This is a genomic window from Halomonas sp. PR-M31 (genome assembly GCF_001039575.1).
Taxonomy (GTDB): Bacteria; Pseudomonadota; Gammaproteobacteria; order Pseudomonadales; family Halomonadaceae; genus Modicisalibacter.
Genome location: NZ_JIBT01000024.1, coordinates 55,097 through 68,625 on the forward strand (window position 1 = coordinate 55,097; position 13,529 = coordinate 68,625).

Genomic DNA, 13,529 nt, shown 5'->3' on the forward strand with positions numbered 1-13,529 from the left:
GTTTTTTCACTGACACGAAGCGCCGTGCTACTGAGCGCTCTGTCCGAAACACGAAATCTTGCGTCAATCTTTCATGACGCGAGCAAAGTCGTCGATTCAGTCGGCGTGGAAGACGCTGGCTGTCACGCCTAGGCAGCAGGCGGGTGTAACACAATGTTGACAGCAAGTCAGGATAGCGTGACGCTGAATCGTCATCAGCGTTTTCGCCCATCGGATCGAGTCGACCATGCGCCTCAAGTTTCATTGTCAGAATCGCGTCGGCATCCTGCGGGATATCGTGGCCCACTTCGCCGATTATGGTCTCAATGTGGCGCGCGGGGAGGTTGGCGGCGATCAGGGCAATAGCGTCTATCTGCACGTACCGCATCTGCTCAATGCCCAGTTGGCTACGCTCCGGCCCAGGCTCGAAGCGGTGGAGGGCGTCTTTGGCGTCAAGCGTGTCGAGCTGATGCCCAGCGAGCGGCGTCATCTGGAGCTCGATGCCTTGTTGTCATCGCTTCCTTATCCCGTCATGTCCATCGACATGCAGGGTCGTATCGTGGCCGCCAACCGGGCCGCCGGTCAGATGCTCGGCGTGCGGGTGGACGAAGTGCCCGGCATGTCGCTGGATCGGTATCTCCAGGATATCGATCTGCCCGAGCTGGTGCGGCGTAACAACGCTCGCGTCAACGGACTGCGGCTGACGCTCAAGGAAACCAGCTATCTGGCCGACATTGCGCCGTTGCATACCGGCGAGGACGATGTCGCTTCTCTGGCCGGGGCGGTAGTGACGCTGCACCGCGCCGATCGGGTCGGCGAGCGTATTTATCAGGTCCAGCGTCAGGAGATGCACGGCTTCGAGGCGATCTTCCAGGCCAGCCCGGGACTTGCGGAGGTGGTGCAACAAGCGCGACGCATGGCGCCGCTGGACGCGCCCTTGTTGATCGAGGGGGAAACCGGTACCGGCAAGGAACTGCTGGCACGCGCCTGTCATCTGGCGAGCCCCTGCGGCCAGGCGCCGTTCATGGTTCTCAGCTGTGCGGGTCTACCGGAATCGATGGCCGAGACTGAGCTGTTCGGCTATGCACCGGGTGCTTTTGAGCGCGCGCGGCCCGAAGGCAAGCTGGGGCTTCTGGAGCTGACCGCTGGCGGTACCATCTTTCTCGACGAAGTGGGCGAGATGAGTCCGCGCCTTCAGGTCAAGCTGCTGCGGTTTCTTCAGGACGGCGGTTTTCGGCGGGTGGGCAGCGACGAGGAAACCTATCTGAACGTGCGGGTAATGTGTGCCACTCAACAGGACCTGCCACGGCTGTGTGCCGAGGGCCTTTTCCGCCAGGATCTCTATCATCGTCTCAACGTCCTCTCGATACATATTCCACCATTGCGCGACTGCCTGGACGGCATCGAGGAGCTTGCCCGACGCTTCATCGATCGTGCCGCCCGCCACATCGGCTGTCGACCCCCAGGGCTTTCCGGGGCGGTGGTCAAGAAGTTGTCGACGTATCACTGGCCGGGCAATGTGCGTCAACTCGAGAACGTACTGTTCCAGGCAGTATCGCTATGCGAAGGCGACGAGCTTCAGGCGCGCGATCTGCGCCTGCCCGCCATCGCTCAAGCGCCGGGGTTTTCCGGTGTCGATCTCGACGGTTCGCTCAGCGATATTCTCGGCAAGGTGGAAAAGCGCGTGCTTGCCTCTCTCTATCCCGAATACGCTTCGAGTCGCCTGCTGGCGCGACGACTGGGCGTGTCACATACCACCATCGCCAACAAGCTCAAGCGCTACGGCATCGGCCATGATGATTGACGAAAGAAGATCGCTGTAAATCCAGTTTTACAGATCGTCAGCCTTTTGCGCCGCGAGAGGCCGCTATCAGGCGCTGTGTGCGGGCTTGTCAGTATTTCTTGACAAAGGGGATGCCGAAAATGCGCCGGTTAGGTGAACCGGAGGAATGAAAACGCGTCATGACGCGTCGCCGGGGCTTAGGCTGAATTCAGCGACCCAATAACAATCCCCTGGAGAAAGACCATGAACGTTTCCGCTTCCCCGACGCCACAGGTTTCCCAGCACAATCCCATCGGCACCGATGGCTTCGAGTTCGTCGAATACACGGCGCCTACCGCCGAGGGACTGCAGGCGCTGCGCGAGCTTTTCCTGCGGATGGGGTTCACCGAGACGCGCAAGCACCGCTCCAAGGCGGTCAGCCTGTTTCAGCAGGAAGGCATCAACTTCGTGCTCAACGCCGAGCCGAAGAGCCAAGCCGCCGAATTTGCCCAGATGCATGGGCCCAGCGCCTGCGCCATGGCCTGGAAAGTGGCCGACGCTCGGCAGGCCTTCGACTACGCCGTGGCTCAGGGCGCGGAACCCGCAGAAACGTCGGTAGGGCCAGGGGAGGTAGGTATCCCGGCGGTCAAAGGCATCGGCGGCTCGCTGCTCTATTTCGTCGATCAAAAGGTCGATAGCAAGGGGCGCACTATCTACGACATCGACTTCGAACCCTTGGCTGGATCGAGTGCCGGCATCGACAAGAACGCCAATAGCGTAGGGCTAAAGGTGCTCGATCATCTGACTCACAACGTCGATCGCGGCCAGATGGACGTCTGGGCGAATTTTTATACCGATATCGCCAATTTCCGCGAGATTCGCTACTTCGACATCGCCGGCAAGAAGACCGGGCTATTCTCTCGGGCCATGACCGCCCCCTGCGGCAAGATGCACATCCCCATCAACGAATCCGCCGACGACAACTCCCAGATCGCCGAATTCCTGCGGGAATACAACGGCGAGGGCATCCAGCACCTGGCCATGGCCACGGACGACATCTACGCCACGGTGCGCGGCTTGAAGAACAACGGCATCACCTTCCTGACCACCCCGGACACCTACTACGAGAAGCTCGACAAGCGAGTGCCCAACCATGAAGAGAAGATTGAGGACCTGCGCGAATTGAACCTGCTGGTGGACGGCGCCCCGCGTGAGGGGATCCTGCTGCAGATATTCACCGAAACGGTCATCGGCCCGATCTTCTTCGAGATCATCCAGCGCAAGGGCAATGAGGGGTTCGGCGAAGGCAATTTCAAGGCCCTGTTCGAGTCCATCGAGGAAGATCAGATTCGCCGGGGCGTGCTCAAGGAGTAATGAGCGACAGCGTTTTGATATCACCCTGTCAGCCATCGCGAGGAGTCCATCATGAGCCACCGCTGGATCAACTTTCCCATCCGGGAGGGCACGCATTCCCGCCAGGCCCACTGCGATCTGCCCGACGGCACCTTCGAGCGTGAACTGGGGCGCGAGGGCTTTTTCGGCCCGGTCAGCCACATGCATCATAAACATCCCCCCACCGGCTGGGTCGATTGGGAAGGGCCGCTGCGTCCGCATGCCTTCGATCTCAATGCCATCGAGGCGGCGCCGACCTGCCCCTGGCAGGCGCCGGTGGTACTCGACAACGCGGATATCGAGCTGCGCTTCTGGCGCCTGAATGAACCGATGCGCCATCTGGTGCGCAACAGCGACGGCGACCAGTTGCTGTTCATCCACCACGGCGAGGGGTCGCTCTATTGTGATTACGGCCACCTCGAATTCTGCGACGGCGATTATCTGGTGATCCCCCGGGGCACCGCTTGGCGGCTTGCGTCTCAAGCAAAATGCGAAATCCTGATGATCGAGAATGTCGATGGCGCCTACCAGTTGCCGGACAAGGGCATGCTCGGTCCCAACGCCATCTTCGATCCGGCGGTGCTCGAGCACCCGCACCTCGATCAGGCGTTCCGCGATCAGCAGGACGAGAGCACCTGGCAGGTTCGGGTCAAACGCCTGGGGGAAATTTCCACCGTGACTTTTCCCTTCAACCCGTTGGATGCGGTGGGCTGGCACGGTGACAACACCGTGGTGAGCCTCAACTGGCGCGACATCCGCCCGGTGATGAGCCATCGCTATCATCTGCCGCCGTCAGCCCATACCACCTTCGTGGCGCGTGGTTTCGTCGTCTGCACCTTCTGCCCTCGGCCCATCGAATCCGACCCGGGAGCGCTCAAGGTGCCGTTCTATCACAACAACGACGATTACGACGAAGTGCTGTTCTATCACCGCGGCAACTTCTTTTCCCGGGACAACATCGAGCAGGGCATGATCACCTTTCATCCCTGCGGCTTCGCCCACGGCCCTCACCCCAAGGCCCTCAAGAAGAGCCAGGACGATCCCGCGACCTTCACGGATGAAGTCGCGGTGATGATCGATACTCGACGCAGCCTGCGTATTACCGAGACGGCACAAGACGTCGAGAACCCGGCCTATGTGAATTCCTGGCGGGCCCCGGGCAAGGCCGAATGATGGTTTCAATTTCTGTGTTGGCAAGGAGTTTTCAATGAAACTGGCATCCCTGAACCGGGGGCGTGACGGCGAGCTGGTGCTGGTCTCCCGCAATCTCGAGCGCGCCGTGGCGGCAAACGATATCGCCCCAACCCTGCAGGCGGCTCTTGATGACTGGGCGCAGGTGGCCCCGCGCTTGCAAGAACGCTATCAAGCCCTGAATGACGGCCAGTGCAGTGAGGCCTTCGATTTTCAACCGGAAGACTGCGCCAGCCCGCTGCCCCGGGCCTATCACTGGGCAGATGGCAGCGCCTACGTCAACCACGTCGAGCTGGTGCGCAAGGCCCGCGGCGCCGAAATGCCCGAGAGCTTCTGGCACGATCCGCTGATGTACCAGGGCGGCTCCGATACCTTCCTGGCGCCGACTGCGCCGATTCGCCTGGCGGACGAGGCCTGGGGCATCGATCTCGAAGCCGAACTGGCGATCATCACCGACGATGTGGCGATGGGCATTGCTGTCGAAGCGGCGGAGGCGCACATCCAGCTGCTGATGCTGGTCAACGACGTGTCCCTGCGCAACCTGATTCCCGGCGAGCTGGCCAAGGGCTTCGGCTTCTACCAGGCCAAGCCGTCCTCATCCTTCTCGCCGGTGGCGATCACCCCGGATGAGCTGGGTGACGATTGGCAGGGCGGCAAGGTGCATCTCGACATGGTCAGTCATATTAACGGGGAGCTGTTTGGTCGTCCCAATGCCGGCATCGACATGACCTTCGATTTTCCTACCCTGGTAGCCCATGCAGCCAAGACGCGGGCGCTAGGGGCCGGCACCATCATCGGCTCCGGCACGGTCTCCAACTACGATCGCAGCAGGGGCTCCGCCTGTTTGGCGGAAAAGCGTATGCTCGAGGTGCTCGAGCACGGCGAGGCCCGCACGCCGTTTCTCAAGTTCGGCGATCGAGTGCGCATCGAAATGTTCGATCGTGACGGTGGATCGCTGTTCGGCGCCATCGATCAGATCGTGGAGTGCTACGCACCAAGCGAATGACACAGTCAATCAACCCGGGAGAGAGTATGCGCAACCAGCAACCTATTCTGTATGGCTACTGGCGCTCCAGTGCTGCCTATCGAGCGCGCATCGCCGTGAATCTCAAGGGGGTCGAGGTCGAGCATCGCAGCGTCCATCTGGTGCATGACGGCGGGGATCAGCACCGCGCCGAGTACCGGCAGATGAACCCCCAGGGCCTGGTGCCGCTGTTCGTCGATGACGATGGAACGCAAGTGTCCCAGTCCCTGGCGATCGTCGAGTATCTCGACGAAACCCGTCCCGAACCCGCCTTGCTGCCCCGGGAGCCGGCGGACCGCGCCCAGGCAAGGAGCTTTGCCCAGCACATCGCCAGCGAGATTCATCCGCTCAACAACCTGCGGGTACTGCAGTATCTGGGCGGCGAACTCGGGCTCGACGACGCGACCAAACGGGCCTGGTATCAACACTGGGTGACGTTGGGCCTGGCAGCGCTGGAACCTCAGGCGGCCGCCTTGCAAGGCGCTTTCTCCCTGGGCGAGCGGCCCGGACTCCTGGAGCTGTGTCTGGTGCCGCAGCTTTATAACGCCCGGCGCTACGAGTGCGATCTCTCGGCGTATCCCTTTCTGGTCGCACTTGACGCCCGCGCTCGGGAACACGAGGCATTTCGACGGGCGGCACCGGAGGTTCAACCCGATACGACGCCGTGATTCCTTAGCGATTTGATCGAGTGGGATCTTCGTCAGTGGCGTCTTGCTCGCCAGCGAGCGGCTTATAGGCATTACCAGCCTGATGCAATAGCTCGAACTGCTTGTTGCATTCGTGGCAGGCGCCGCACATGCCAACGTGCATGCGCAACAATAGGCGATTCTTGAAACCGAGAGGGGCGTCCAGGCGCCGGGACATCAGCTTGGTGATTTCTCGACACACCATCAGTTTGAACATTACGCTTTCTCCGCAAGCCAGCCGTTTTCGATACAAGCGCGCAGGCGCAATCGGGCGCGGTGCAGGATGACCCAGCAGTTGTTTTCCTTGATGCCGGTTTCCTTGCAGATGTCTTCGGTGGAAAGACCCATCAGCTCCCGCAAGGAAAAAATACGCGCAATATTGTCCGGCGGGGCAATCATGCAGGCATCGAAGACTTGCCAGAAACGCTCGCTGACGAAAGCGGCTTCCGGATCGCCCCAGTTCGAAGGACGCGCGGCTTCTTCCCAGCGCCCGTTACGTTTGAACTGACGCTCGATGGCACCGTCATTCAGCTCATCCTCCCAAGGACGCCAGTTGCCTTGTCGACGCTGGCTGCGCAAACCGTCGAGAATCTTGAACTTGAGAATGCCGAACACCCAGGTCTCGTAGCCCGAATGCCCCAGAAAGCTTGCATCTTTTTCCATGGCGGCAACCAGGGCTTCCTGTACTACATCTTCGGCCTGAGCGAGATCGCGAAGCTGCAGACGAGCAAAGGAGACCAATCGCGGTCGAATGGCTGCCAGGCGCTGCATTCTTTCGTTCTTGTTGTCGTTCGCAGATGTCGTCATGATCACATCTCGTTCGCAGAGTGCTTGCCATCATGTACGCCTGAATGGGCAGGTCAAGGCGTTCAACGCACTTGGCGATAGTGGTTGGTCAACGCACGGCTGTCGACGCCTCGCCAATAGCGATAACGCAATCGCCACATCAACAGGATAGTGCGCCAGAGGCCGTCATGCTCCCAGCGGCGCCCGGAACTCATTACGCGCTGACCCAGGCAGGCAGGTGATGAAAGCCTCTTGAGACGCGCCGACATCTCGATATCTTCCATCAAGGGCTGTTCAGGAAAACCGCCAACCGCATTGAACGCCTGGCGGGTCATGAATATCGCCTGATCGCCGGTGGCAATGCCGGTGAGTCGCGAACGCAGATTCATGGCGCCGGCCACCATCTTGAGCAGCGGATGGCGACCGCTAAGCGCTATGTCGAAACGCCCCCAGACGCGCTGGGTGAGCGCTTGGATGATCAACTGATCCGCACGCCTGGGCAAGCGCGTATCCGCATGCAGAAAGAGCAGAGTGTCACCCCGGCTGGCCCTGGCGCCTGCATTCATCTGTCGAGCACGTCCGGGTTCGCACACCAGCACCCGTGATACCAGCGGTGAAGCCAAGGCAACGGTCTGATCCTGCTACCGCCATCGGCGACGATGATTTCACAACCGCAGACCCATAGTCCCAGTAGCGAAACGAGCTGATCCTCGATCCCATGAGCTTCGTTCAAAGTAGGAATGATGATGCTGAGTCGGGGTCGTTGCATCGCGCGGCCCTCATGTACACGGGAAAGTGTTTTTATCGTTCGCCTTGGAGCGAGAACGCCCAGTCGTCAGTCCAGGGAATATTGGCCTGGTCCAGTATGCAGTGGTGCGTCTTGCCATGCATGAACACACCGAAAACAAAAATGACCTTGAATCTGTAAGTGATTCCTTCCTCGACCTACCAAATATCAGACGCCAGCGAAACACGGTGTCTTTCAGGTGGCGAACAACAACCGATGGAGTGATCCCATGATACTCAAGAAGCGTTTTTCCCTTTCTCCTGCAGGCAGGATTGCCTCTCGGATAGCCGGTACCGTACTGGCCGTATCGCTGAGCGGCGCAGCCATGCAGGCCATGGCGGCTTGTGGTGCCGCCAATCCCTGTGCCAGCAAGAACCCCTGTGCGGCAAAGCAGACCTGTGGAGCCAACCCTTGCGCGACGAAAAACCCTTGCGCCATGAAAAACCCCTGTGCAGCCAATCCCTGCGCCGCCAATCCCTGCGCGGCCAAGAAGAATCCTTGCGCGGCAGAGTCCTGACGGGTTGAAGCAGACTCAATCACTGAAGGCTGAAACAGGGAATTGCCATGACATCGGGCGGGAGGGCAGGCATCGCGCCCGGGTCATCGGAACAAAGCAAGTCTCAACCGTTAAGCTCAATCACACGTCCACCCGCCGCTTCGGCGTCCGCCACGTCATGGGTAACCATCAACGTCGGCAGGCCTTCCTGACGCACCCGTTCAAACACCAGCTGGCGCATTTCGTCTCGCAGGGTAGCGTCGAGCTTTGAGAAGGGTTCATCGAGCAGCATGGCCTTTGGCTTGGATAGCAGTACGCGCATGAGCGCTACCCGGGAGCGCTGGCCGCCGGAGAGGGTGGCGGGGTCGCGGTGGGCAAATCCTTCTAGGCCTATTTCCTCGAGTGCCGTCTCGACACGCTGCTGACGCTCGCGGCGTGAGCCGTCGGCGATCATGCCAAAGGCCAGATTACCGCCCACGCCAAGATGAGGAAACAGCAGCGGGTCCTGAAACAGCAATCCCACCCGGCGTGCCTCCGCGGGTAGCCGAGTGAGGTCGCGCTCCCCTAGCCGAACCCTGCCGCTGGCGGAGAAGGCAGGTGATAGAAAGCCAGCGATATAGGCCAGCAGCGTCGATTTGCCCACTCCGGAAGGGCCCATTACCGTCAATACTTCCCCGGGTGCAATGGCGGTATCGATGCCAAGCAGGGAACTGCCTTCGAGGGCGATATGTACATTTTCCAAGATCAACGAATGCATGGAGCTCCTGAAAATGAAAGATGGCGCGACGGCGTCATACTGATGTCAAAAGCCCGCTGCGTCGACGAAACAGCAGCCGTGGAAGCCCAAGGGCAAGAGCGAAACCCAGCGCAGGCATGGCCAATTGCAGCAGGGCGTAGACCGCGGTCAGACGACGATCACCACCGCTGGCAAGGCTTACTGCCTCGGTTGTGATGGTACTGACGCGGCCGGCGCCCAGTAGCAAGGTAGGAAGGTACTGGCCGATGCTCACCGCAAAACCCACTGCGGCGGCGGTCATCAGCGGCACGCTGAGCATCGGCAGGCGTACCCGCCAGAATACCCGAGCAGGGCTGGCGCCGAGACTGCGGGCAAGATGCGCCCAACGCGGGTCCAGCCGACGATAACTCTCCGCCAGGGATAGGAACACGTAGGGCAGCACGAATATCGCGTGGCCGAAAATGACGGCGGTGATTCCCGGCGGCACCCCTGCCTGAATCTGCATCAATACCAGCCCGAATAGAAAGGCCACGGATGGCACCAGTAGCGGCAGGTAGAGAATCAGCTGTGCCCAGGGTCGGGTCGGGCGTTGGTGCAGTGTTTCCGCTTCCAGGGCGCCGACTACCAGCGCAAGCGACAAAAGCGTGGCGACGATGCCGATCACCGCCGCCTGGGTCAATGGATCACCCATACTGGCGGCCGCCCTCGTCCAGTTGCGCAGCGTCAGGGGCTGGGGTAGCGCTTCGGGGAAAGGCCAGTAGGCGGCCAATGACCACAGCATCAGGCCTACCAGACTGCCCAGAATAAGCAGCAGCGAGAGCGAAACCGCACCAAATGCGATGCCGCCAAGCACGGCATCGCCATTGTGGCGACGTCCATTCGAAAGCCAGCGGCGGGTAAGCCGACGCACCAGGACTTCGATCAGCCACCAAGTGGCCAATGCGGCCAGGGTAACCCCCAACTGCAACAAGGCCCCGGCGGAGGCCATGAAACGCATCGACAGGTCCGGGTCGTTGAGCCAGCGTAATACCGCGACTGCCAGGGGTGGAGGCGTCGTGGGCCCCAGGATCAAGGCCACTTCGACGGTGGACGAGGCAAAGGCAATCACTGCATAGACCGGCAGTCGCAGCAATGGATAGAGCCCCGGCACCACCACCTTGAGAAAGGCCGAGAGCGGTCCGTAGCCTAGGGCGCGGGCCATGCGCAGGCGCTCACTGGCGCGACATTGGGGCAGTGCCGCCAGACTCATCAGCAGCAGAAAGGGCACTTCCTTGAGCACGAGACCGGCAATCATCGCAAGGCCGAAAGGATCACCCGGGAACAGGATATCCGGTGGGTGCTGCCAGCCGGTCAGCCCGGGTGACAGGGCGCGGCTCAGCAGCCCCGAAGGGGCTAGCAGGAATGCTAGGCCTATGGCCGCTGCGGCGTGCGGCACCGCCAGAAGCGGCGACAATAGTCGACGCACCGACGTGAACACTCGCGTGTGCATGAAGGCACCGAGAAACAGCATCACGATGGCAAGCGATACGCCGGCACTGACCAATCCCGTGACGTAGCTCAACTGCACCATGCGGCCCAAGCCCGGCCTGTCCAGCAACGCCTGCCAATGAGTCAGCGTCAGACTGTCGCCACCCAAGGCGGGTAGAAAGCCGAAGGCCGGCGCGATGACACCGGCTAGACCGCTTGCCACGGGAAGGCTCAACAGCGTAATCGTAAGCCAGGGCGCAAGACGTACACCCAGGGCATAACCTGAGGGCATCAACGGGTTCCGTAACGGGTAAGCCACTCTTGTTCCAGGCGCTCCATCCAGCTTGGATGCGGCTCTGCCAAGGTGCGCTGGAGGGCCTCTATGGGCAGTGTCGCAGGGTTGTCCGGCAGTGTCGCAAAGGCCTGGCGCTGTTTTTCGCTCAGCGTATCCAGAGCCAACACGGTGGCGTCGCCCCATACTTCAATATCCTGCTTGTGCGCCTGGGCCTCGGGAGAGAGCAGGAAATTGGCCAGCATCAATGCGCCGGTCTTGTGGCTGGCATTGAAGGGAATGGCAACGAAATGCACGTTGCCCAGAGTGCCATCATCGAGCACATAGCTGCGTGTGCTTGGCGGCAACTGATAATCCGCCATGGCGGCAGCGGGCTCCAAGGGGTTGAAGGTGAAGGCTAGGCTGAGCTCGCCATCCCCCATCAGCTGGCGCAGGGCGCTTCCGCTATTGGGAAAGCTCTGGCCGCTGCGCCACAGGTTGGGGTGCAGCGCATCGAGATAGTCCCATAGCGGGGCTGTGACGTTCTCGAAATTCGCCTCATTGACCGGCGCATACAGCGGCGCAGGATCGTCGATCAGCCCCAGCAGGGCCTGCTTGAGAAAGGTACTGCCGAGAAAATCCGGCACCAGCGGATAGGTGAAACGACCGGGATTGTTTCTGGCCCACTCGAGCAGTTCCCGCATGGTCTTGGGGGGCGATTCGACCCGGTCGCTATCGTAGTAGAAGGTAATCTGCGCCTTGCCCCAGGGAGCTTCCAGGCCTTCCACCGGCAGGGTGAAATCGCTTCGCATCTCCGGGTTGTCATCCGGTGCGGTCAGGGCGAAGTTGGGCAACTGCTCTGCCCAGGGGCCGTACAGCAAGCCGTTCTTCTTCATGGCCGCGAAGTTCTCGCCGTTGATCCAGATCAGATCGATGGCGCCGTCTTCATCGTTACCGGCGGCTTTTTCTGCGAGCACCCGAGATACCGCCTCGGCGGTGTCGCCTAGCTTCACGTGCACCACGTCGATATCAAAGCGAGACTGCATCTGCTGGCTTACCCAGTCGATGTAGTCATTGGTATTGGCATCCCCGCCCCAGGCGTTCCAGTAGACCGTCTGGCCCTTTGCCCTGGTTTCGATGCTCGCCCAGTCATTGAGATCCTGGGTCTCAAGTGACTGGGCCTGCAAAGAGCTGACCGAGAGCAAGGCAAACAGCGGTGCAAGAAGCCGGGAAACGAGTGATCGAGGCATGCAGGCAATTCCTTTTTGGTCTGTTGTGTAGTCAGTCGTGATGATCAGCCGAACAGGTTGAGTCGCTCAAGGAACGCAAGTTCCGTGCAGACTCTTGTCACGATCGGTAAAGACAGATAGTGATCGACCCGGTCGCGCACATGGGCAATCAGCGCTGGATCGCTCAGCGTATTCGACCAATCCTCGCCTGCATCCGTTGCGTCCCTAGCGCGTTGGTGTTCTACCCGCCACTTGGCGCACCAGGTGAGCGACCATAGCCACATGGCACGACGACACTGCAGCACTGCCTCCTGATCGCAGTATCTGTCGTCGTGATTCATGGCGCTTGCCCAGTGACGATAGAACCCGTGGACGTCGTCCAGGCCGAGTTCCGCGTAGCTGGCAACGTCCCAGGTGGTGGAGGTGTATAGCGTGGCATGGGCCAGATCGAGGCCGGGTAGGCCGTAGCGGCATTTTTCCAGATCCACCAGCATGGCGCGACCGTCATCACGAATTAGAAAGTTGCCCGGGTGGGCATCGAAGCTGATCAGCGCAACCGCCTCCGAATGATCCTGAGTCAACCAGGTTTGCAGGATCTGCAGCTCTTCGCCCAGCTGTTGGCAGGTAGCCGCACTCACTTGAGCGGCTTCAAGATAGCGCGCCTGTTCGAGAATCTCTTCGAGCATTGCTTGCCAAGGCGAAGCGGGGGCCAGCAAGGGCGGTCGCGCATTAAAAGAGGGAAGGGGTAATCGATGCAGGCTGGCCAGGGTCTCGGCGATGGCCGGTAGATCCTGAGGCAATCGGGCCACGCGACCCTTGATGGCAGAAACGATCAAGCTTCCCCGGGGCAAGGCATTGCTCGGAGGTAGCACCGCCTGCAGAGCCGGGGTGTGCCCACCCTGGCTGGCTCGTGCAAAGCAAGCAGCCTGATAGTCGAGATTGGCCCTGGGGGTGAGCTTCATCTGGCTCTGCTTGGGCAGACGCGCGACCCAATCCTCCCCATTCTGACGACACAGCCACACATGCTCATGCGCCAGGCCGGTATCCGCCATGGGGTGCAGTTCGCTGACATCGAGCCCCGCTTCCTGCAGGGACTGACGTAGGTTTAAGAGTCGTAAGTCAGTATTACCGACGATAGGCGAGTCTGATCGGGTCATAGCGGTCATCAACACGAGAGATGTCGGGTATTTGTCGCGTTCAAAACCATGACCTTACAGGCGAACCGGCAATTTCGCAGCGACTGTTTTCGGCTCTTAACTCAGTCGCTGCCCGGATACGCTTGGATGATAAAGCGGCTGCACGCTGTTGCCGTCCGGATCGAGGCAATAAAAACTGCGGCCGCCGTCGCCGTGATCATGAGGCGCGGATGTCACTTCCACACCCTGGGCCTTGAGATAGTCATGCCAGGCGTCCACGTCATCGCGTTCATCCACCACGAAGCCGAAATGATCCAGTCGCTGAGGATCACCGCCGGTCGGTTCCTTGGCCCGGCTCAAGGAAAAATTGTCGTTGCCAAGAGTGAGATAGACGAGATCCTTGTGAGCGCGACGCAGCAGCTGCATGCCCAGCAGTTCGGTGTAGAAGCGTTCGCAGGCGTCGAGATCCTGTACTTGCAGGGCGATATGGCGCATGCCATTGAGGGGGGCAGGACGGTTCATGTTGCTGACTCTCCGTGGTTTGGGTAGGCTGAAATTGGAAATTATTTCCACAAGATTAGAGTCGA

14 protein-coding genes are annotated in these 13,529 nt (G+C 60.5%); 6 read left to right on the forward strand and 8 right to left on the reverse strand.

The genetic code is table 11. The annotated features are described in order from the left end of the window. Positions 1-226 precede the first annotated feature (226 nt). The 5 genes from CH74_RS07370 to maiA all read left to right on the forward strand — a co-directional run bounded on the left by CH74_RS07370 (position 227) and on the right by maiA (position 6,016). Positions 227-1,783, forward strand: a complete 1,557-nt coding sequence (locus CH74_RS07370; RefSeq protein WP_048306814.1) for a sigma-54-dependent transcriptional regulator — start codon at positions 227-229, stop codon at positions 1,781-1,783. 222 nt (positions 1,784-2,005) lie between these two features. After that, positions 2,006-3,115, forward strand: coding sequence for a 4-hydroxyphenylpyruvate dioxygenase (gene hppD / locus CH74_RS07375; RefSeq protein ID WP_048306815.1), 1,110 nt, complete (start codon positions 2,006-2,008; stop codon positions 3,113-3,115). Positions 3,116-3,166: 51 nt separating this feature from the next. Further along, positions 3,167-4,306 (forward strand): homogentisate 1,2-dioxygenase, encoded by a 1,140-nt coding sequence (locus CH74_RS07380; protein ID WP_048306816.1) that lies wholly within the window; start codon positions 3,167-3,169, stop codon positions 4,304-4,306. Between the two features lie 34 nt (positions 4,307-4,340). Further along, positions 4,341-5,330 carry a fumarylacetoacetate hydrolase family protein gene (locus CH74_RS07385; RefSeq protein WP_048306817.1) on the forward strand — a complete coding sequence of 330 codons (990 nt, stop codon included), beginning with the start codon at positions 4,341-4,343 and terminating at the stop codon, positions 5,328-5,330. Positions 5,331-5,356: 26 nt separating this feature from the next. Then, positions 5,357-6,016 carry a maleylacetoacetate isomerase gene (gene maiA, locus CH74_RS07390; RefSeq protein WP_048306818.1) on the forward strand — a complete coding sequence of 220 codons (660 nt, stop codon included), beginning with the start codon at positions 5,357-5,359 and terminating at the stop codon, positions 6,014-6,016. 4 nt (positions 6,017-6,020) lie between these two features. Here the strand turns inward: maiA and CH74_RS07395 are convergent, their stop codons facing one another. From CH74_RS07395 to CH74_RS07405, 3 genes are all read right to left on the reverse strand, one after another. Further along, the gene (locus CH74_RS07395; RefSeq protein WP_053070665.1) at positions 6,021-6,251 is read right to left on the reverse strand and encodes a zf-HC2 domain-containing protein; all 231 of its coding nucleotides are present in this window, start codon (positions 6,249-6,251) and stop codon (positions 6,021-6,023) included. After that, the gene (locus CH74_RS07400; RefSeq protein ID WP_048306819.1) at positions 6,251-6,841 is read right to left on the reverse strand and encodes a sigma-70 family RNA polymerase sigma factor; all 591 of its coding nucleotides are present in this window, start codon (positions 6,839-6,841) and stop codon (positions 6,251-6,253) included. The genes CH74_RS07395 and CH74_RS07400 overlap by 1 nt, the downstream gene beginning before the upstream one ends. 62 nt (positions 6,842-6,903) lie before the next feature. After that, the gene (locus CH74_RS07405) at positions 6,904-7,443 is read right to left on the reverse strand and encodes a TIGR04283 family arsenosugar biosynthesis glycosyltransferase (protein WP_367379104.1); all 540 of its coding nucleotides are present in this window, start codon (positions 7,441-7,443) and stop codon (positions 6,904-6,906) included. A gap of 393 nt (positions 7,444-7,836) precedes the next feature. Between CH74_RS07405 and CH74_RS18210 the strand changes: the two genes are divergently transcribed. Beyond that, the gene (locus tag CH74_RS18210; protein ID WP_216594727.1) at positions 7,837-8,124 is read left to right on the forward strand and encodes a hypothetical protein; all 288 of its coding nucleotides are present in this window, start codon (positions 7,837-7,839) and stop codon (positions 8,122-8,124) included. A gap of 103 nt (positions 8,125-8,227) precedes the next feature. Here the strand turns inward: CH74_RS18210 and CH74_RS07415 are convergent, their stop codons facing one another. From CH74_RS07415 to CH74_RS07435, 5 genes are all read right to left on the reverse strand, one after another. Beyond that, positions 8,228-8,860, reverse strand: coding sequence for an ATP-binding cassette domain-containing protein (locus tag CH74_RS07415; protein WP_048306821.1), 633 nt, complete (start codon positions 8,858-8,860; stop codon positions 8,228-8,230). Positions 8,861-8,894: 34 nt separating this feature from the next. Next, on the reverse strand, positions 8,895-10,598 hold the full coding sequence (locus CH74_RS07420; protein WP_048306822.1) for an ABC transporter permease: 1,704 nt from the start codon (positions 10,596-10,598) through the stop codon (positions 8,895-8,897). Further along, the gene (locus tag CH74_RS07425) at positions 10,598-11,827 is read right to left on the reverse strand and encodes an ABC transporter substrate-binding protein (protein WP_053070666.1); all 1,230 of its coding nucleotides are present in this window, start codon (positions 11,825-11,827) and stop codon (positions 10,598-10,600) included. Before CH74_RS07425 ends, CH74_RS07420 begins: the two co-directional genes overlap by 1 nt. A 44-nt stretch (positions 11,828-11,871) precedes the next feature. Beyond that, a complete protein-coding gene (locus tag CH74_RS07430; protein ID WP_048306823.1) occupies positions 11,872-12,963 on the reverse strand; it encodes a phosphotransferase in 1,092 nt (363 codons plus the stop codon). 96 nt (positions 12,964-13,059) lie between these two features. Beyond that, the gene (locus tag CH74_RS07435) at positions 13,060-13,464 is read right to left on the reverse strand and encodes a VOC family protein (protein ID WP_048306824.1); all 405 of its coding nucleotides are present in this window, start codon (positions 13,462-13,464) and stop codon (positions 13,060-13,062) included. Positions 13,465-13,529 lie beyond the last annotated feature (65 nt).

Bases quoted from the DNA above. Each gene is read 5' to 3' on its own strand.
- CH74_RS07370 (WP_048306814.1), top strand. From the start codon at position 227: ATGCGCCTCAAGTTTCATTGTCAGAATCGCGTCGGCATCCTGCGGGAT.
- hppD (WP_048306815.1), top strand. From the start codon at position 2,006: ATGAACGTTTCCGCTTCCCCGACGCCACAGGTTTCCCAGCACAATCCC.
- CH74_RS07380 (WP_048306816.1), top strand. From the start codon at position 3,167: ATGAGCCACCGCTGGATCAACTTTCCCATCCGGGAGGGCACGCATTCC.
- CH74_RS07385 (WP_048306817.1), top strand. From the start codon at position 4,341: ATGAAACTGGCATCCCTGAACCGGGGGCGTGACGGCGAGCTGGTGCTG.
- maiA (WP_048306818.1), top strand. From the start codon at position 5,357: ATGCGCAACCAGCAACCTATTCTGTATGGCTACTGGCGCTCCAGTGCT.
- CH74_RS07395 (WP_053070665.1), bottom strand. From the start codon at position 6,251: ATGTTCAAACTGATGGTGTGTCGAGAAATCACCAAGCTGATGTCCCGG.
- CH74_RS07400 (WP_048306819.1), bottom strand. From the start codon at position 6,841: ATGACGACATCTGCGAACGACAACAAGAACGAAAGAATGCAGCGCCTG.
- CH74_RS18210 (WP_216594727.1), top strand. From the start codon at position 7,837: ATGATACTCAAGAAGCGTTTTTCCCTTTCTCCTGCAGGCAGGATTGCC.
- CH74_RS07415 (WP_048306821.1), bottom strand. From the start codon at position 8,860: ATGCATTCGTTGATCTTGGAAAATGTACATATCGCCCTCGAAGGCAGT.
- CH74_RS07420 (WP_048306822.1), bottom strand. From the start codon at position 10,598: ATGCCCTCAGGTTATGCCCTGGGTGTACGTCTTGCGCCCTGGCTTACG.
- CH74_RS07425 (WP_053070666.1), bottom strand. From the start codon at position 11,827: ATGCCTCGATCACTCGTTTCCCGGCTTCTTGCACCGCTGTTTGCCTTG.
- CH74_RS07430 (WP_048306823.1), bottom strand. From the start codon at position 12,963: ATGACCCGATCAGACTCGCCTATCGTCGGTAATACTGACTTACGACTC.
- CH74_RS07435 (WP_048306824.1), bottom strand. From the start codon at position 13,464: ATGAACCGTCCTGCCCCCCTCAATGGCATGCGCCATATCGCCCTGCAA.